General features: G+C 67.5%; 14 protein-coding genes. 8 read left to right on the top strand and 6 right to left on the bottom strand.

Annotated elements, in window-relative coordinates:
* Window positions 1-9 precede the first annotated feature (9 nt).
* On the top strand, window positions 10-1,881 hold the full coding sequence (locus KXZ72_RS07700) for an ABC transporter ATP-binding protein (protein ID WP_226079904.1): 1,872 nt from the start codon (window positions 10-12) through the stop codon (window positions 1,879-1,881).
* Here KXZ72_RS07700 and KXZ72_RS07695 read toward each other — a convergent pair.
* Together KXZ72_RS07695 and KXZ72_RS07690 are read right to left on the bottom strand one after the other, a co-directional pair.
* Window positions 1,878-2,642: a DUF305 domain-containing protein gene (locus tag KXZ72_RS07695; protein ID WP_226079902.1), complete on the bottom strand. Its 765-nt coding sequence runs from the start codon at window positions 2,640-2,642 to the stop codon at window positions 1,878-1,880. The genes KXZ72_RS07700 and KXZ72_RS07695 overlap by 4 nt on opposite strands.
* Window positions 2,606-3,262 (bottom strand): DUF3105 domain-containing protein, encoded by a 657-nt coding sequence (locus KXZ72_RS07690; RefSeq protein ID WP_226079901.1) that lies wholly within the window; start codon window positions 3,260-3,262, stop codon window positions 2,606-2,608. Before KXZ72_RS07690 ends, KXZ72_RS07695 begins: the two co-directional genes overlap by 37 nt.
* A 221-nt stretch (window positions 3,263-3,483) precedes the next feature.
* Here KXZ72_RS07690 and KXZ72_RS07685 point away from each other — a divergent pair, with 221 nt between their 5' ends.
* From KXZ72_RS07685 to KXZ72_RS07675, 3 genes are all read left to right on the top strand, one after another.
* Window positions 3,484-4,845: a cystathionine beta-synthase gene (locus KXZ72_RS07685; protein ID WP_226079899.1), complete on the top strand. Its 1,362-nt coding sequence runs from the start codon at window positions 3,484-3,486 to the stop codon at window positions 4,843-4,845.
* Window positions 4,846-4,854: 9 nt separating this feature from the next.
* Window positions 4,855-6,024, top strand: a complete 1,170-nt coding sequence (locus KXZ72_RS07680; RefSeq protein WP_226079891.1) for a cystathionine gamma-synthase — start codon at window positions 4,855-4,857, stop codon at window positions 6,022-6,024.
* 108 nt (window positions 6,025-6,132) lie between these two features.
* Window positions 6,133-8,052 carry an RCC1 domain-containing protein gene (locus tag KXZ72_RS07675; protein ID WP_226079889.1) on the top strand — a complete coding sequence of 640 codons (1,920 nt, stop codon included), beginning with the start codon at window positions 6,133-6,135 and terminating at the stop codon, window positions 8,050-8,052.
* Window positions 8,053-8,238: 186 nt separating this feature from the next.
* Here the strand turns inward: KXZ72_RS07675 and KXZ72_RS07670 are convergent, their stop codons facing one another.
* From KXZ72_RS07670 to xylA, 3 genes are all read right to left on the bottom strand, one after another.
* A complete protein-coding gene (locus KXZ72_RS07670) occupies window positions 8,239-8,889 on the bottom strand; it encodes a Type 1 glutamine amidotransferase-like domain-containing protein (protein WP_226079887.1) in 651 nt (216 codons plus the stop codon).
* A gap of 157 nt (window positions 8,890-9,046) precedes the next feature.
* Window positions 9,047-10,528: a xylulokinase gene (gene xylB / locus KXZ72_RS07665; RefSeq protein ID WP_226079878.1), complete on the bottom strand. Its 1,482-nt coding sequence runs from the start codon at window positions 10,526-10,528 to the stop codon at window positions 9,047-9,049.
* 115 nt (window positions 10,529-10,643) lie between these two features.
* The gene (xylA, locus tag KXZ72_RS07660) at window positions 10,644-11,837 is read right to left on the bottom strand and encodes a xylose isomerase (protein ID WP_226079877.1); all 1,194 of its coding nucleotides are present in this window, start codon (window positions 11,835-11,837) and stop codon (window positions 10,644-10,646) included.
* Window positions 11,838-11,960: 123 nt separating this feature from the next.
* Between xylA and KXZ72_RS07655 the strand changes: the two genes are divergently transcribed.
* From KXZ72_RS07655 to KXZ72_RS07645, 3 genes are all read left to right on the top strand, one after another.
* A complete protein-coding gene (locus tag KXZ72_RS07655) occupies window positions 11,961-13,145 on the top strand; it encodes an ROK family protein (protein ID WP_226079871.1) in 1,185 nt (394 codons plus the stop codon).
* Between the two features lie 136 nt (window positions 13,146-13,281).
* Window positions 13,282-14,508, top strand: a complete 1,227-nt coding sequence (locus tag KXZ72_RS07650; RefSeq protein ID WP_264159329.1) for a multidrug effflux MFS transporter — start codon at window positions 13,282-13,284, stop codon at window positions 14,506-14,508.
* A gap of 65 nt (window positions 14,509-14,573) precedes the next feature.
* On the top strand, window positions 14,574-15,203 hold the full coding sequence (locus tag KXZ72_RS07645) for a phosphatase PAP2 family protein (RefSeq protein WP_226079869.1): 630 nt from the start codon (window positions 14,574-14,576) through the stop codon (window positions 15,201-15,203).
* Here KXZ72_RS07645 and KXZ72_RS07640 read toward each other — a convergent pair whose 3' ends face one another.
* Window positions 15,204-15,818, bottom strand: a complete 615-nt coding sequence (locus tag KXZ72_RS07640; protein WP_226079867.1) for an excalibur calcium-binding domain-containing protein — start codon at window positions 15,816-15,818, stop codon at window positions 15,204-15,206.
* Between the two features lie 179 nt (window positions 15,819-15,997).
* On the opposite strand from KXZ72_RS07640, the gene KXZ72_RS07635 reads away from it, so the two are divergent.
* Entirely contained in the window at window positions 15,998-18,010 is a 2,013-nt protein-coding gene (locus KXZ72_RS07635) for a helicase HerA-like domain-containing protein (protein WP_226079865.1), read from the top strand.
* The last annotated feature ends 7 nt before the right edge of the window (window positions 18,011-18,017 follow it).

The raw sequence follows: 18,017 nt of genomic DNA, 5'->3' as shown, positions 1-18,017 counted from the left end.
GCTGACGGCATGAGTATGCGTGGCGGCGGAGGCCGCGGGGGAGGCCGGGTCAGCGGCGGAGACGAGTCCGCCCAGCGGGCGATTAACGCCGAGGCCCCGAAGATTCCGCACCTGTTTCGGCGAATCATGGGGCTGTTCCGGCCGCATAAAAAGAAGATCATCGTCACCGTGGCACTGGTGCTGATCGGCGCCGCCCTCTCGGTGATCCCGCCCCTGCTGGTCTCGCAGGCCTTTGATGTGGGCCTGTTCCCCAAGACCGGCGGCCCCAATCTGCCCGCACTGACGATCATCGTCTCCACCATGATCGCGATTTTTATCGTCTCGACCGCGCTGGGCGTCTGGCAGACCTGGCTCACCGCGACCGTGGGTAATACCGTGATGGGCGAGCTGCGGGTGCGGCTATTTAGCCGGTTGCAGGACATGGAGCTGAGCTTTTTTACCCGCACCAAGACCGGCGTGATCCAGTCGCGCCTGCAAAACGACGTGGGCGGGGTCTCCTCGGTCCTGACCAATACCATCTCGAGTGTTCTCGGTAATACCGTGACCGTGCTGGCCGCGCTTGTGGCGATGCTGCTGCTGAACGTGCAGCTCACGTTTGTGGCCCTCGTGCTGATGCCGTTCCTCGTGATCGCGCAGCGCCGGGTGGGGCAGGTGCGCGCCAAGATCGCCACCAAAACCCAGGAATCGCTCTCCGATATGACCGCCATCACGCAGGAGACCCTGAGCGTCTCGGGTGTGCTGCTGTCCAAGAGCTTCGGCCGCCAGGAGGCCGAGATCGACCGCTATCGGGCGGCCAACCGGGTGCAGGTGGGCCTCCAGGTGCGCCAGCAGATGAGCGGCCAGTGGTTCTTCGCGATGGTGAATATCTTCCTCTCCTCGATCCCCGCGATCGTCTATCTGGTCTCCGGCTGGCTGATGACCGGCGGTCATATGGATATTTCCGCGGGCGTGATCGTGGCCTTCACCACGGTGCAGTCCCGGCTACTCTTCCCGCTGATCGCGATCATGCGGGTGGGCCTGGACCTGCAAACCTCGGGTGCCCTCTTTGCCCGGATCTTTGAATACCTGGATCTTCGGCCCGCGATCTCCGACCGCCCCGAGGCGATCGACGTGGCGCAGAGCCCCGGGCCCGCGGGCCGGATCGAGTTCCGCGAGGTCACCTTCCGCTATCCCGATGCCACCGAGCGGGAGCGCCCCACGCTGGACGCCGTGAGCTTCACGATTGAGCCCGGCCAATTTGCCGCCTTTGTGGGCCCGAGTGGCGCGGGAAAAACCACGGTGTCCTATCTGATTCCGCGCTTTTATGACGCCACCGGCGGAAGCGTGATCTTCGGCGGCACCGATGTGAAGGACCTGCGGCACCGCTCGCTCGTGAGCGAGATCGGTGTGGTCAACCAGGAGACGTATCTCTTCCACGCGACCATCGCCGAAAACCTGCGCTATGCGCGGCCGGACGCGGGCATGGACGAGCTGATCCGCGCGGCCAAGGCCGCGAATATTCACGAGACGATCATCCGCTTCCCCGAGGGCTATGACACCGTGGTGGGCGAGCGCGGCTATCGGCTCTCGGGCGGCGAGAAGCAGCGCGTGGCGATCGCGCGGGTGCTGCTTAAGGATCCGCCCGTGCTGATCCTCGACGAGGCCACAAGCGCGCTGGATACGCTCTCCGAGCGCATCGTGCAGCAGGCGCTGGAATCGGCCTCGGCCGGGCGCACCACCGTGGCCATCGCGCACCGCCTGTCCACGATCGTCGCGGCGGACGTGATCTTTGTGGTCGAGGCCGGGCGGATCGCTGAGCACGGCACCCACGAGGAACTGCTCGCGCGCGGCGGGCTTTATGCCCGGCTCTTTGCCGAGCAGGTGCAGGGCCCGCTCGGCTAGGAGCGGGCCGCGAGCATCTCCGTCATCAGCGTGATCTCGGATTCCTGCGAGGAGACGATTCCGCGCGAGAGGGTCGTGGCCACGCCGTTGGTGCTGCGATCCAGCAGCGCATCGGCCATCTCCACGGCCCCGCGGTGATGCGCGATCATCAGCTCCAGGAACTCGCGCTCGGCCTCGATCCCGGTCAGGGTCTCCAGGTGGGCGATCTGCGCGGGGGTGGCCAGGCCGGGCATCGGGTCCCCCGGCCGGTGGGTCACGGCGGCATTACCCGCGCCGCGGCCCGAGTGGTCATGGGCCATTCCCTTATTATCGGGGCGCATCATCCAGGTCATGGCCGGTTCCGGGGCGGCCTGGGGCAGGCCCCAGACCGCAAGCCAGCCGCTCATCATGCCGGACTGGGCGCCCTGGGTGCGGGCGATGTCATAGGCGAGCGTGCGCACGGCGGGATCGGTGGTCAGGTCGCGCACGATCATCGCAAGCTCAACCCCCTGATCGTGATGCTCCTGCATATCCCGGGCAAAACCCGCTTCGGCGCTGGCGTTGCCGGGGGTGGGCTCGCCCAGGGTCGAGAGGCGACCGAGGGAGAACACCACGATCAGCGCGATGACCAGGGCGCCGCCGCCCACGGCCCAGGCCAGCACCGCGCGGCGGCCGCGGCCCTGGCGGGCGGCGGCCTGCTCGGCCTCACTCAGTTCGGGATCCAGGACCTCGGGCTGCTCGGAAATTATGCCGCTCCCGGTCCGGTGATACCTCCCGTGCACGGCGAACCGGGCTCGGGGACGGCATTGGACTTCCAATAGGCCTCGAAGAACTCCTCGAAGCGCGGGTCGTCGATCTTATCCAGGCTCAGCTGGGCGTTCCAGGCGCTCAGTGTCACGGGGTTTTCGAGGCCCGGGAACGGCGACATGATCACATAGGTGCTGGGCAGCTTGGCGCGGATCGCGGCGATATCGGCCTCGGGCAGGGCGGGGTCATAGGTGACCCAGACGGCCCCGTGCTCCTGGGCGTGGACGGCGTTTTCGCTGCGCTGGGTCTCGGTATACACGCCGCAGTTCAGCCAGACCGGGTCATGCGGTCCGCCGGCGGGCGGCGTCTGCTCATAGTTCACGGTGGCGGTGGTATGCGCGGCATCATTGGTGAAGGTGGCCACACCCTGCACGGTTTTACCCGAGTTGGTGGCATAGGTCACGGGCTTCGGGGTGAGGATCACGGTGGTAGCGATCAGCGCCACGACGGCAACACCACCCAGCACACCGCCCCCGATTGCGAGCTTGCGGTTGCGCGCGGCGCGGGCCTGTTGGCGGCGATACTCCACCAGCTTGGCCTCGCGCGAGGCCGCGCGCTGCTGCTTAATGGAGGGCTTATTCGGGGACGTAGACACGGGTGAGTGACCTCTCGGGTGTGGGAAACGAACGGATGTCCTGTCGGAAGCATAACCAAACCGAATTAGGTTGTCGCTTCAACTCACGACCGTGCAGGGGTTTCCCAGCCACCCGACCCCCTCCGTAACACGGCGCGGTCGCCGAGTACAGTTGAACCGGGCGGTCACCACCGCCCATACGTGTGGCTGCGCCGGTGCGGGCCCGAGCGGAGGAACGCAACATGAAGTACGCAGAGTCGGTCATTGATCTGATCGGTAATACCCCGCTGGTGAAGCTCAACCGCGTGACCGAGGGCATCTCGGCCACCGTGCTGGTGAAGGTGGAATACCTCAACCCGGGCGGCTCGGTGAAGGACCGCATCGCGGTGCGCATGATCGATGAGGCCGAAAAATCCGGGGAGCTCGCCCCGGGCGGCACCATCGTGGAGCCCACAAGCGGCAATACCGGTGTGGGCCTGGCCCTCGTGGCCCAGCAGCGCGGCTATCGCTGCATTTTTGTCACCCCGGATAAGGTGGGCGAGGAAAAGCGCGATGTGCTGCGCGCCTATGGCGCCGAGGTCGTGGTGACCCCCACCTCCGTCTCCCCGGATTCCCCCGAGTCCTATTATTCGGTCTCCGATCGCCTCGTCGCCGAGATCCCCGGCGCATTTAAGCCCAATCAGTTCTTTAACGAAAACGGCCCCCTGAGCCACTACGGCTCCACGGGCCCGGAAATCTGGCGCGATACCGAGGGCCGGGTCACCCATTTTGTGGCCGGCGCGGGCACCGGCGGCACGATCTCCGGCACCGCGCGCTATCTGCGCGAGGTCTCCGGGGACGCCGTACGCATCATCGCCGCCGATCCGCTCGGCTCGATCTACTCGGGTGGCAGCGGCCGCCCCTATCTGGTGGAGGGCGTGGGTGAGGACATGTGGCCCGGCACGTATCACGCCGATATGGTGCACGATGTGGTGGCCGTGGACGATCCCGAATCCTTCGAGATGACCCGCCGCCTCGCCCGCGAGGAGGGGCTGCTCGTGGGCGGTTCCAGCGGAATGGCCGTCGCGGCCGGCCTGCGCGTGGCCCGCGATCTGGGCCCCGAGGATGTCATGGTGATCCTGCTTCCCGATTCCGGCCGCGGCTATCTGAATAAGGTCTTTAACGAGGGCTGGATGCACAACCACGGCTATTCCGCGCCCGCCGCGGGCCCCACCCTCGCCGCTATTCTGCCCGGAGACGGCGCGAGCCTGCCCCGCGTGCACCCCGAGGAGAGCGTGGCCCAGGCCATCGCCCGGCTGCGCGAGCTGCGCGTGCCCGCGCTTCCCGTGATCACCTCCACGGGCGCCCCCGTGCTGGGCGAGGTCTGGGGGGCCGTGAGCGAGAGCGCCCTGCTGGCCGCGCTGCTGAGCGGCGAGGTCACCGCCGAGACCGCGGTGGGCCGCGGGATCGGGGAGCGCCTGGGCACGATCGGCTCGGGGGCCACCCCGGAGGAGGCCCGGGACGCACTCGCCGCCGGATCGCCCCTGCTGATTCTCACCGACGGCAAGCCCGTCTCCCTGCTGACCCCCGCCGCGCTGCTCGGCGCCCTGAACAACGACCGTTAGGACATCATCATGACCCACTCCGAGGGCTTCGCCACCCGCGCCATCCACGCCGGCCAGGATTTTGATCCCACCACCGGCGCCGTGATCCCGCCCCTGTACCTCACCAGCACCTTTGTGCAGGAGAGCATGGGGAAACTCCGCGGCGGTTATGAATACGGCCGTTCCGGTAACCCCACGCGCACAGCCCTGGAGACCCAGATGGCCGCGCTGGACGGCGCAAGGCACGCCATCACGTTCTCCTCGGGCCTCGCGGCGGAGGACGGCTTCCTGCGCGCCGTGCTGCGCCCGGGCGATCACGTGGTGATCGGAAACGACGTCTACGGCGGCAGCTACCGCCTGATCTCCAAGATCTTCGCCCCCTGGGGCATCACCCACTCGGTGGTCGACCTGGGCGATGCCGCGGCCGTGGCCGCCGCGATCACCCCGAATACCAGGATCCTCTGGATCGAGACCCCGTCCAACCCGCTCATGGCGATCACCGATATTGCGGCACTGGCCGCGGTGGCCCACGAGCGCAACGTGCTGGTGCTGGTGGATAATACGTTTGCCACCCCGGCTCTGCAGCAGCCGCTCGCGCTGGGCGCCGATGTGGTGGCCTATTCCACGACCAAATATATCGGCGGCCACTCCGATGTGATCGGCGGGGCGATTGTCCTCAACGATGACGCGCTCGCCGAGGCCGTGAAGTTCCAGCAGTTTGCCGTGGGCGCGATCTCCGCGCCGCTTGAGGCCTGGCTCACCTCGCGCGGCATTAAGACGCTGCCGCTGCGCATGCGTCAGCACTCGATTAACGCGCAGGCCATCGCTGAGTTCCTGGAGACCCGCCCCGAGGTGGAGCGCGTGTACTATCCGGGGCTGGAATCGCACCCGGGACATGAGCTGGCCAAGGCGCAGATGAGCGGCTTTGGCGGCATGCTCTCGGTGGCGCTGCACGGCGGGGCCGAGGCGGCGATTGCCTTTGCCGAGAGCACCGAGCTTTTCCAGCTTGCCGAGTCGCTTGGCGGCGTGGAATCGCTCATGAACTATCCCGCGCTGATGACCCACGCCTCGGTGGCCGGCACCGAGCTGGCCGTGCCCGATAACGTGGTGCGCCTCTCGGTGGGAGTGGAGGACGTGGCCGATCTGCTCGCCGATGTGGAGCGCGGCCTCGAACGGATGAACGCGCGCCTGGCCCGCTAACCCGCACCCGGTCGCCCTCCCGCGGGAGGGCGACCGGGAGGGGCGCCGCCCCGAAATAATCAAAAATTTTGCTATCTGATCCGCGCTTAAAGCTGTTACAGTCCCCGTATGGTTTATCCAACGAGGGAAGTCTCCCGGCGCGGGAGCGGCCGCCGCGGCCCGCTGCTCTCCCTGGGGAGTATTATTCTGGCGGCCATCTTCGGCGTGTTTTCCGGGCCGCTGCCCGCGCTGGCCGCGGTGGCTCCCGATAGCGGGCCCACGGCCGGGGGCACCGCGATCAGCGATCTTTTGCCCACCTCGCACCGGGTGGTGCAGACCGGCGGTAACCTGGGCACCTCCGTGGCCCTCACCGCCGATGGTGAGCTCTATACCTGGGGCTCAAATATCTATGGGCAGCTCGGAAACGGTTCCACGGAGGACTCCGTGGAACCCGTGCGGGTGAATTTCCCCGAGGGCGTCATAATCACCTCCGTGGCCACCGGTTCCATGCACTCGATAGCCACCGGCTCCGATGGCAATCTCTATGCCTGGGGGGATAATAGCGCCGGGCAGCTGGGCGTGGGGAACACTGAAACCGTGCGCACCCCGCAGCGGGTGAGGGCCCCGGAGGGAATCACCCTGACGTCCGTGCATGCCACCGTGGTGAACTCGGTGGCCCTGGGCTCCGATGGCAACGTCTATTCCTGGGGATCCAATCTCTACGGCCAGCTCGGGACGGGCAATACCGAGGGATCCTCGCTTCCCGTCGCGGCCCAGACCCCCGGCGATATTCGGTATAGCGCGGTGACGGCGGGCCGAAACTTCACCATCGCGCTGGGCTCGGATCGGCTCGCCTATTCCTGGGGCCAGAATCAAAACGGGCAGCTGGGCAGCGGAAACCTGCTGGACTCCGCGCTTCCGGTCGCGGTGGTCCTGCCTGAGGACACCACGTTTACGCGGATCGATGCGGGCAACGCGTTTGCCATCGCCCAGGGGGCCAATGGCATCACCTATTCCTGGGGTCAAAATAACTCGGGCCAGCTGGGCAATGGCACCAATAACCGCGCGGAGGTCCCCACCCGGGTGAGCGCGCCGGCCGACTCCGGAATGACCGTAATTCAAGCCGGTTCCGAATACGTGATTGCCCTTGATGCCGCCGGAACCGTCTTCGGCTGGGGCACCAATGTATATGGCCAGCTGGGGAACGGATCCGTGCGGGGCTCCTCGACCCCGGTGCCCGTATCCGTGCCCGAGGGCGTGGTATTGACCTCGCTGAGCGCCAATTATTATCACGTGCTTGCGCTTGCGCTTGCGGAGGATGGTTCGCTCTATGCCTGGGGACGTAATGGATCCGGGGAGCTGGGAAACGGGGAAACCACCACGTCGCGGCTTCCGGTGCGCGTCCTCTGGGACGAGACGCGGATTATCGCGGTGGATCTCGGGGGAGAGGCGGCCACCGGGCCGAGCCAGGAGGGCCCCCGCTGGACGGCCACCACGCCCGCGCATGCGTGTGGCCCCGTGGATGTGACCGTGTCCTATAGCTATTTTGGGCTCATCCGGGAGAGCATTCAGCCCGCCGGGTTCACCTATGGGAGCGCCCCGCAAATCCTGACCCACCCCGCCTCGGCCACCGCGACGGAACCCGGGCAGGAGATCACGCTGAGCGCGGAGGCCACGGGTGATGACGCCCCGACCATCGCGTGGGAACAGCGCGCGCCCGGCGCCTCCTGGGCCACCGTGCCCGATGCCCACGGCCCCACGCTGCTTATCTCGCCCGAGGAAACCCGCGAGTATCGGGCGGTATTTAGCAATTGCCTGGGCACCATCAACTCCGAGCCGGCCCTGATCACCGTGCCGGGGGAACCCTCGACTCCGCCCGGCGAAACCGCCTCCCCGAATCCGGGCGGTACCCCGGGGCTGACCCCGGGCCCCACCGATCCGCTCGCCCAGACGGGGGCGGAGGGATTCTCCCCCTGGGGGCTGGCCGCGCTCGCGCTCATCGGGGTGGGGGCCGCCGCCCTGGGCCTGGTTCGCCGCCGCCGCGCCTAACGCAGAACCTCCCGCCGGGGGCCCCGGGCCCCCGGCGGGAGGTTCTGCATAGCCGGTGCCCCGGCAGGCGCGCCTCGATCGCGGCGCGGGGCATGACCGCAAATAGTTGGGCGTATCGCCACTTCCCAAATATCGACGAAACGTGGCCGGTAGCCTCTAACTACGATCTGGTACGAGCGTTCATGTTTAGCGGGGTGCCGACGTGTTTTCAGGGGACTCAACGCGGAGTATTTTTCCGTTCTCGACGAGCAGGGCTGCGTTATCTGGCAGGAGCGTTAGGCCGTGCGTATTCTCGAATTTACGAGCCACCGCGGCGATTTTTTCGGGAGGGTAGGGTGGCAGCTGCCCGTCGGCGTGGGGCAAAATCACCGCGTCGATGAGACCAAGCCCGGTGAGGTCCTCTAGGGAGACTCCGGCTGTATGCCCGTCGAGTGCAATTGCCGGCTTAATGCTTTTTCCGGCGATCATTGCCCCGGCACTGGCTCCCATATAGGGCAGCCCCGCCCTGACCCGTTCGATCAGGACGGTATCGGCACCGACCCGTCGCAAGGTTGCCATGAGGTAGTCCGCCATGCCGCCGGCAACGTAGATCGCGTCAACCCGATCAAGAGCGGAGGCGAGTTCGGTTGCGGTGCCATCGCCAACGGTGAGCGGAACGAGGGAGTAGCCCAGCTCGTGCAATTGGAGGCGTTCGCGTTTAATAAACGGAGCGTTGCCCAGGGGCTTGGACGCATCATCGATATAGGCGATGCGCGTGGCCGCCCGGGAATCGAGGCCGCGTGTATCTAAAAACCCGGGAATAGCGCCGATGAACCGCGAGAGTAGAAGCATTTTCATGCCCTTAGCGTACGTCGGACTACCGACAGCAAAGAGCGATGTGTGCGTGTATTTTTAGACCACAATACTCGGCCTGTGAGACGGGAAGACTCCTCTCCCCGGGGCTGATGAATACCGGCCGTTCGGGGAGGGAGTTCCGCCTCCCCCCCCTCGCGACCTAGACCGCGGCGCGCGCCGCGTAATTGGCGCGGATCTCGGGCCGGAAGTCCGGGGTCGGGGTCGCGTCGATCTGCGGCTGCCAATCGGGCCGGGTGCCGCCCAGGGCCCAGGCCGCCTGAATCGCCGCGCCATCGGCCACGTATTCGCCCGGGGTGGGGATCTGCACGGGAACGTTAAATACCTGGGCCGCGATGGCCTGCACGGCCGGATTCTGCGCGGCGCCTCCCACGATCAGGATGCGCTCCGCCTGGACCCCCTGCGCCCGCACGGCGTCCAGGCCATCGGCGAGGCCACAGAGCAGCCCCTCGATGGCGGCGCGGGCCAGCCCGGCGCGGGTCGTGGATTCCAGCGTCATGCCAAAGAGCGTCGCGGTGGCCTCCGGGAGATTGGGGGTGCGCTCGCCCTCAAAATAGGGCTGCAATACGAGGCCGCGCGCCGCGGGCTCCGCAGTCAGGGCCAGTTCGCCCAGCTCGTGATGATCCACGCCCAGCAGCCCGGCAATCGAGTCCAGGATGCGCGCGGCATTCAGCGTGGCGATCAGCGGCAGAAACTCGCCCGAGGCCGAGGCGAAGCCCGCGACGGTGCCGCTGGGATCGCTCGGCTGGGATTCGGTCACGGCAAAAACGGTTCCGCTGGTGCCGATCGAGACCACCACATCGCCGCCGGTGGCGCCCAGGCCCAGCGCGGCACCGGCGTTATCACCCGCGCCGCCGGCCACGATCACACCCGGGGCGATGCCGCTCGGCTCCTGGCCGATCTCGCCGCCGATCAGGCGCTCGTCGATGCCCTCGCCCGCGCGGCCCCCGGCGGGGACCACGGCGGGAAGCACAATTCCCTCGCCCGCGCCGCCGGCCTCGCGCGCACCCCGGCCGAGGGCGGTATAAAAGAGGTCCAGGTCGTATTCCCCGCTGCCGGGGGACCAATAGGCGGTGCCCGAGGCATCGGAGGGATCGGTGCGCAGCTGCTCCAGATCGGGTCCGAGCGGGGAGGAACCGGCGGGGCCATAGCCGCGCAGTCGCCAGGTCAGCCAGTCATGCGGCAGCGCCACGGCGGCGATCTTCGGAACATGCCGAGGCTCGTTATCGCGAACCCAGCGCAGCTTGGTCGCGGTGAACGAGGCCACGGGGACCACCCCGGCGCGGCGGGCATAGTCCTCGGCGCCGATCTCGGCCACCAGATCCGCGGCGGCGGGGGCGCTGCGGGTATCGTTCCAGAGCAGGGCATCACGGATCACGCGGCCCGCGGAGTCCAGCAGCACCATTCCGTGTTGCTGGCCGGCCACGGAGATCGCGGCCACATCGCGCAGGCCGCCGGCATCGCGCACGGCCTCGCCGAGGGCCTCCCACCAGGCCTCGGGATCCACCTCGGTGCCCGCGGGATGGCCCGCGCGGCCCTGGCGAATCGGGGCGCCGGTGGCGGCGTCACGAATAATAATTTTGCAGCTCTGCGTGGACGAATCGATTCCGGCGACGAGGGGCATGGCGTTCCTTTGGCAAGCGGGGTTCGGCGGGGGAGGGGGAGAGAAAGACTGCGGCGGTGACTGGTTCGAAAGTCTATCGAACCGGTCACCGCCGCCGAAACACGTGACGAGGGTATTAGCCGCGCGCGCCGAGCAGGTGCTCAATCGCGAGCTGCTGCAGGCGCACAAAGCCGTAGCCCTTGCCGCCAAAATAGCTCTCCGGCGCGAAGTCCTCATAGGCACTGCGGTCGGCGATCAGGTCGTCATAGGTCTCGCCCGGGTTCAGGGTCGGGGTCGAGAGCTCGTTAACACGGGCCGCCTCGAGTGCCTCCTGGACCTCGGGGTCGGCGCGGAAGGCCGCGGCGCGCTCCTTAAACATGAGGTAGTTGGCCATATTGGCGGCCGCGGAGTCCCAGACACCGGTGATGTCCTCGGTGCGGCTCGGCTTATAGTCGAAGTGGCGCGGGCCGTCATAGGAGGGGCCGCCGTTGAGGCCGCCGTTTTCCAGCAGGTCCACAAGCGAGAAGGCGTTCTGCACGTCGCCGTGACCAAATACGAGGTCCTGATCGTATTTGATGCCGCGCTGTCCGTTGAGGTCGATGTGGTACAGCTTGCCGTGCTCGATGGCCTGGGCGATGCCGGCGGTGAAGTTCAGCCCGGCCATCTGCTCGTGGCCCACCTCGGGGTTCACTCCGACCAGCTCGGGGCGGTCCAGGGTGTTGATGAAGGCCAGTGCGTGTCCAAGCGTGGGCAGCAGGATATCGCCGCGGGGCTCATTGGGCTTGGGCTCGATCGCGAAGCGAATGTCATAACCCTTATCGGTGACATAATCGCCGAGCATGTTCACGGCCTCGCGGTAGCGCTCGAGGGCGGCACCGACGTTCTTGGCGGAATCGTATTCGCTTCCCTCGCGGCCACCCCACATTACAAAGGTCTTGGCGCCGAGCTCGGCGGCGAGGTCCAGGTTGCGGATGACCTTGCGCATCGCGAAGCGGCGCACCTCGCGGTCGTTGGAGGTGAAGCCGCCGTCCTTAAAGACCGGGGCGGAGAACAGGTTGGTGGTGACCATCGGAACCACAACGCCGGTATCGGCGAGGGCCTGCTTCAGGCGGTCGATCTGGTTCTGGCGCTCGGCCTCGGTGGCCCCAAAGGCAAAGAGGTCGTCATCGTGGAACGTGAGGCCATAGGCGCCCAGGTCGTTCAGGCGCTCCACGGCCTCAACCACGTCGAGGTCGGGGCGGGTCGGGCCGCCAAACGGGTCGGCTCCGTTATAGCCGATGGTCCAGAGACCAAATGAGAACTTATCGGCCTTGGTGGGCTTCATTGCCATGGGGAACATCCTTAGAGTCGAAAGGTATTTGTTGTGCTGATAGACATATTAGAACGAGAATGTTGTTTATGCCACCAAAATAAAAAATTGGATTAGGATTCGAAGAACGTAGAGGGAGTTTTGATGAAGCCGAATGGCAGTAATCTCGACGCGGTCCGGCGACATAACCTCGGCCGGATCGTGGACCTGGTGCACCGCGGGCGCTCGCTCTCGCGCTCGGCGCTGACCCGCAGCACGGGGCTGAACCGCTCCACCATCGCCGCGCTGGTCACCGAGCTGGCCGAGCGCGGGCTGGTCACCGAGTCCTTTGCCTCCACCGAGGGGGTGGTGGGGCGGCCCTCTCCCGTGGTCTCGCCCAGCGAGCGCACCATGATCCTCGCCGTGAACCCCGAATTTGATGCTGTCACCGTCGGCGCCGTGCTCCTCGGGGGCAGCGTGCACTCGCGGATGCGCCACCGCTTCCCCTCCCCGCCGAGCGCGGCCGAGAGCGTGGCTGCCGCGGCCGGGCTGATCGTGGACCTCGTGGCCGGGCTGCCCCGGGGTACTCAGATCGCCGGGGTCGGGGTGGCCGTCCCCGCGCTGGTCCGCGCCGAGGATGGCGTGGTGCGCCTGGCCCCCCGCCTGGGCTGGGTGGATGAGCCCCTCGCCGAGATGCTCGCGCAGGCCACCGGCTATCCGGTCTATGTGGATAACGATGCCAGCCTGGGCGCGCGTGCCGAGCGGCATTTTGGCGCGGGCCGCGGGATCGACGACCTGATCTACCTCAACGGTGGGGCGAGTGGAATCGGTGGCGGCCTGGTATTGGGTGGCCGACCCATCCGCGGGGCCGGGGGATATGCGGGCGAATTTGGGCATACGTTTGGCACCGAGGGTGGCGTGCCGCTCGAGGATGCCGTGAGCCGCGACGCCCTGGTTGCGGTGGCCTTTGGCCCGGGGGATCCCGTGCCCGATGATGCCGCGCTGGAGCGTGCGCTCGCCGAATCGGATCGGGTCGTCACGGCGGAGCAGGCCCGCGTGCTGGGCCGGGCACTCGGCGGCATGATTAATATCGCCAATCCCTCGCGCGTGGTGCTGGGGGGATTCCTCGGGGTCCTCGCCGCCATCGAGCCCGAGCTGCTGGCCGAGACGGTGGCGCGCTATGCGCTGGGTCCGGCCGAGGAGGGGGTGCAGATCACGCGCTCCGAGCTGGGGGAGGATCTGCTCCTGATTGGCGCGGCCGAGCTCGTGGTGGATCGGGTGATCGCCGACCCCGCGCGAATCGGGGAGCCCTCCGAGATTGCGCGGGTTGCAACCGCGGGGGCTAAATAGCGTCCGTTTTCAGTTTTTTCTGGTGGATCCGGGATTTTGACCCCCGGGGGCTTGGGGCTGCGCCGCGCGCACGATAGGGTTTAACGATCAATCGAATCGATTCGATCTTCGTTCATCCCAGACAGCAAAGGCTTCCGTGACCACCGCTCTGCACCCTGGCGACGCACTAACGCGCCGCCAGCGACTCGTTTATGTCCTGATCCTGGGCGCGCTCACCGCGCTGGGCCCGTTCACCATCGACCTGTACCTCCCGGCGTTCCCGCGCCTCCAGGAGGACTTCGCGGTCAGTTCCACCGCGATCCAGCTCACGCTGACGGGGACCACGGTGGGCTTTGCCCTCGGACAGCTGGTGATGGGGCCGTGGAGCGATAAGGTGGGCCGCCGCCTGCCGCTGCTGATCGCCACGGGCGTGCACGTGCTGGCATCCTGCGGGGCCGTATTTGCCCCCGATGTCATGATCCTCGGTGTCTTCCGCGTGCTCCAGGGCGCCGGCGCCGCGGCCGGTGCCGTGGTGGCCATGGCGATGGTGCGCGACCTCTTTGGCGGTCGCCCCCTCGTGCTGATGCTCTCGCGCCTCGCGCTGGTGAACGGCATGGCGCCGATCATCGCGCCGATGCTCGGCGGTGCGCTGCTGTCCTTCATGGACTGGCGCGGGCTATTTGTGGTGCTGGCGATTTACGGCGTGGCCGTGGGCCTGGCGGTGACGTTCTGGATTGTGGAAACCCTGCCGCCGCACCTGCGCCGCTCGGCCGGCTTCGCCGGGACCGTGGCCGGCTATCGCTCGGTGCTCAGCGACCGCATCTTTGTGGGTGTTGCCCTGATCGGTGCGATGAGCTTCTCGGGTCTTTTTGCCTATCTCTCGGCCTCGCCGTTCCTCTTTCAAACCGTATTTGGGCTTAGCCCGCGCGAATACGGGTTGCTCTTTGCCGCGAACTCGGTGGGCGTGGTGATCGGCGTGCAGACCTCCTCGCGCCTGATGCGGAAATTTGGCCCGCAGTGGATCCTCGCGTTCTCCACGATCCTGCAGTTCTGCGCGGCCGTGAGCATCGTGATCCTGGGCAGCAATGGCTCGGGGCTCTTTGGCATCCTGGTGCCGCTGTTCCTGTTTATCATGGGCTGCGGATTTGGCTTCCCCGCGGTGCAGGTGATCGCGCTCGCCGGACACGGCGCCGCGGCCGGTACCGCCGCCTCGCTCCTGGGCGCGGTGAATTTTGGTATGGCCGGTCTGCTGTCTCCCGCGGTGGGTGTGCTGGGCGGCGATGCCCGCGCGATGGGGCTCGTGATGGCGGGAACCGCCGCGATCTCGATCGCATCGCTGTGGCTGATCGTGCGGCCCCGCACGGTGCCCGCGCTCGTTGATTAGCGGGGCAACCCGATAGTCTTCGAGGAAAGCCCGGGGACCCCTCCGCGGGCGGAACGGCTCTCCCGATGACTCAGGCACTACCCGCAGGGCGGCATAGCGCGGACGCGTGGATCCCCATTCTTGCGGGGGTCGCGGCCACGGCGATTCTGGCCGGCGCGATCCTCGCCGGGGCCACCGCGGGCCCGGACCGGGCCTGGATGGCCGCGATGCTGCCGCTGAGCGAGGGCGGGATCGCGGTGCAGGCAGCGCTGTTTTTGAACTGGCTGGGCGGCGGCCTGGTGGGGACCTATCTGCTGCCGGTGCTTATGACCGCGCTGCTCTGGTGGCGGCGCGGCGCGCGGGCCGGGGTCTATTTTTTGGTTGCCTCGATCCTCAGCGCGCTGGGCGTGCAGGCGCTGAAACACCTGGTGGGTCGCGCGCGGCCCGAGGAGATCCTGGTGCACGCCGATTATGGCTCGTTTCCCTCGGGGCATACGGCCAATGCCGCGACCATCGTGGTGGCGCTGGCGCTGATTTTTGGGCGTGCCTGGATTGCCTGGGTGGGCGCGATCTATGTGGTCGCGATGGCGCTCTCGCGCACGATTCTGGGGGCGCACTGGCTCAGCGATACGATCGCCGGGGCGCTGCTGGGGGCCACGATCGCGCTGCTGGTCTGGGTGCTCTGGGTCCGCCTGTGGCCCCGCTCGCGCGGATAACTATTCGCAGCCCACGCCGTCGCCGTCGCGGTCCAGGTGCGAACCATAGCCCGGATCTCCGCGATAAACGGGGGCGGCCCCGGCCGCCCGGGCGGCCGTGCAGTTCTTAAATACCGTGGTGTTGGAGCGGGGTGCTGCCGGCGCTGCCGGTGCCGCCGGGGCCGCGGGAACCGCGGCGGCGATGCGCGTGGATTCCAATTCGGCGACGCGGCTCGCGCGCTGGGCGGACTCGGCCTCGAGCTCGGCGATGCGGGCCGTCTGGGAGGAGACCTGGGCGGCGGTCTCGGCCGCCACGGCCTCGGCGGCACCCTCGAATTCTTGCCGGAGCGCGATGCTGCGGGCGCGCTCCTCCTCCAGCTTCTGCTCGGCGGCCTGAAGCCGCGTTTCGAGATCTTCAACCGTTTCGGTGAGCGAGGTTTTTTCGCGGTCCAGGGTCCCGATTGTGCCCTGCGCCGAACTCCCGCCCATCCCCGAACCCATGAGCAGCGCGGCGATACCCACGGCGGCATACGGCGCGGCCCTGCGGGCGCGCCTTCGGGTGATCTCGGCGGGAGTGGGGTTCTCGACGGCGGCCTCGGGGGCGGCCGCGCGTGAGCGCGAGAAGGGGAGGCGCATGAGACGTCCTTGTGCTCGGGTGGGCGTGCTGGTTTTCCGCCCCTGGCAAGGAGATTATCTAATTACCTACGTTTTAAAAAATCCGCGCCCGGGGCGCGGCGACCCCCGTCCGGGGTGCCCATAGCGGTCGATCAAAAAACACCCGTGACAGCGGCGGCGGGACTGGCTAGGCTCGTGCCATGAGCACCAAAAACGCGAAGACTCCCGCCGAGACCGATGCCGCCGCCCTCGCCGCCGAGGCCGTGCGCGCCCAGGAGGAGGCCACCGCCGCGGTGGCCCGCGCGCAGGAGGCACTCGCGGCACTGGCCGCGGCCAATGCCGCGACCCAGGCCGCCGCTGCCGCCGAGCCCGCTGCCGCCGAGGTTGCCCCCGTGGAGGCTGCTGCCGCGGAGCCGGTGACGGCCGAGCCCGCAACCGCGGAGTCCGAGCCGGCCGAGCCCGTCGCTGCCGAGCCCGTCGCTCCTGTCGAGCCCGTAACCGCGGAGTCCGAGCCCGTCGCTCCTGTCGAGCCCGCCGCTCCGGCCGCACCCGCCGCGGCAACCCCGGCCTCGCACCCCGGGGCCCCGCTCACCGCCGAGCAGGCCGCCGTGATCGCGGCCGGCTATGCGATCGAGGGTGCCGCCCTGGAAATGGGGGCCCTGATGAACGGCGAGGCCGATCCCGCCGTGCAGATCCGCATCCCGCTCGCGATGATGAACCGCCACGGCCTCGTCGCGGGTGCCACCGGAACCGGAAAAACCCGCACCCTGCAGGGGCTCACCGAGCAGCTCAGCGCGCACGGCGTCCCGGTCTTCGCCGCCGATATTAAGGGTGACCTCTCGGGGGTGGCCACCCCCGGCGTGGGCAACGATAAGCTCATCGCCCGCACCGCGGGAATCGGTCAAACCTGGACCCCCGCGTCCTTCCCCACCGAGTATTTTTCGCTCGGCGGTGTGGGCAAGGGTGTGCCGATCCGCGCCACGATCGCGGGCTTCGGCCCGGTCCTGCTGGCCAAGGTCCTGGGGCTGAACCCCACGCAGGAATCCAGCCTGGGCCTGGTCTTCCACTATGCCGATCGCGCGGGACTGCCCCTCCTGGACCTCTCCGATCTGCGCGCCGTCCTCACCTTCCTCGCGAGCGATGAGGGCAAGGCCGAGCTGAAGGACCTGGGTGGCCTCTCCGGGGCCACCGTGGGGGTGATCCTGCGCGAGTTGATTACCTTTGCCGATCAGGGGGCCGATAAATTCTTTGGTGAACCCGAGATCGATACCGCCGAGTTTTTGCGGATCGCCCCCGATGGCCGCGGCATCATCAGCCTCCTCGAGGTGCCCGGGGTGCAGGATCAGCCCGCGCTATATTCCACGTTTCTGATGTGGCTACTCGCCGATCTGTTTAATGATCTGCCCGAGGTGGGGGACCTGGATAAGCCCAAGCTGGTGTTCTTCTTTGACGAGGCCCACCTGCTCTTTAAGGACGCCTCGAAGGATTTCCTCGCCCAGATCATCCAGACCGTGCGCCTGATTCGGTCCAAGGGCGTGGGCATCTTTTTTGTCACCCAAACCCCCAAGGACGTTCCCTCGGATGTATTGGGACAGCTGGGATCGCGCGTGCAACACGCGCTGCGCGCATTCACCCCCGATGATGCCAAGGCGCTTAAGGCCACGGTGTCCACCTATCCCAAATCCGGTTATGATCTGGGCGAGGTATTGCAGTCGCTCGGAACCGGCGAGGCCGTGGTGACCGTGATGAACGAGAAGGGTGCGCCCTCGCCCGTGGCCTGGACGCGGCTGCGCGCCCCGCAGGGGCTGATGGATCCGACCCCCGCGGAGCAGATCGATGCGGCCGTGGCCGCCTCGCCGCTCCTGGCCAAATACGGCACGGCCGTGGATCGCGAATCGGCCCGCGAAATTCTCGGTGCCAAGCTGGATGCCGCGCATGCCCAGGCCGAGCAGGCCCAGGCAGCGGTGGAGCAGGCCAAGATCGACGCCGAATATGCCAAGCAGCAGGCCGCGATCGATAAGGCCCAGGAGGCGGCCCGCAAGAAGGCCGATGCCGAATACGAGCGGCTCCTGAAAAAAACCAGTGGCACCGCGCGCACCACGCGCAAGGCCCCCGAGACAAACGTCCTGGAACAGGTGCTTGGTTCCAAGGCCACCAAGAGCCTGCTCACGGGTGTGGTGGAGGGGATCTTCGGGACGCGTCGCCGCCGCTAGCGCCCGC

This window comes from Mycetocola spongiae (assembly GCF_020424085.1).
Lineage (GTDB): Bacteria > Actinomycetota > Actinomycetes > Actinomycetales > Microbacteriaceae > Mycetocola > Mycetocola spongiae.
Note: the sequence above shows the minus strand (reverse complement) of the source record. Positions and strands in the feature narration are given on the sequence as shown.

Bases quoted from the DNA above. Each gene is read 5' to 3' on its own strand.
- KXZ72_RS07645 (WP_226079869.1), top strand. From the start codon at position 14,574: ATGACTCAGGCACTACCCGCAGGGCGGCATAGCGCGGACGCGTGGATC.
- KXZ72_RS07670 (WP_226079887.1), bottom strand. From the start codon at position 8,889: ATGAAAATGCTTCTACTCTCGCGGTTCATCGGCGCTATTCCCGGGTTT.
- KXZ72_RS07655 (WP_226079871.1), top strand. From the start codon at position 11,961: ATGAAGCCGAATGGCAGTAATCTCGACGCGGTCCGGCGACATAACCTC.
- KXZ72_RS07680 (WP_226079891.1), top strand. From the start codon at position 4,855: ATGACCCACTCCGAGGGCTTCGCCACCCGCGCCATCCACGCCGGCCAG.
- KXZ72_RS07700 (WP_226079904.1), top strand. From the start codon at position 10: ATGAGTATGCGTGGCGGCGGAGGCCGCGGGGGAGGCCGGGTCAGCGGC.
- KXZ72_RS07675 (WP_226079889.1), top strand. From the start codon at position 6,133: ATGGTTTATCCAACGAGGGAAGTCTCCCGGCGCGGGAGCGGCCGCCGC.
- KXZ72_RS07640 (WP_226079867.1), bottom strand. From the start codon at position 15,818: ATGCGCCTCCCCTTCTCGCGCTCACGCGCGGCCGCCCCCGAGGCCGCC.
- xylB (WP_226079878.1), bottom strand. From the start codon at position 10,528: ATGCCCCTCGTCGCCGGAATCGATTCGTCCACGCAGAGCTGCAAAATT.
- KXZ72_RS07685 (WP_226079899.1), top strand. From the start codon at position 3,484: ATGAAGTACGCAGAGTCGGTCATTGATCTGATCGGTAATACCCCGCTG.
- xylA (WP_226079877.1), bottom strand. From the start codon at position 11,837: ATGGCAATGAAGCCCACCAAGGCCGATAAGTTCTCATTTGGTCTCTGG.
- KXZ72_RS07635 (WP_226079865.1), top strand. From the start codon at position 15,998: ATGAGCACCAAAAACGCGAAGACTCCCGCCGAGACCGATGCCGCCGCC.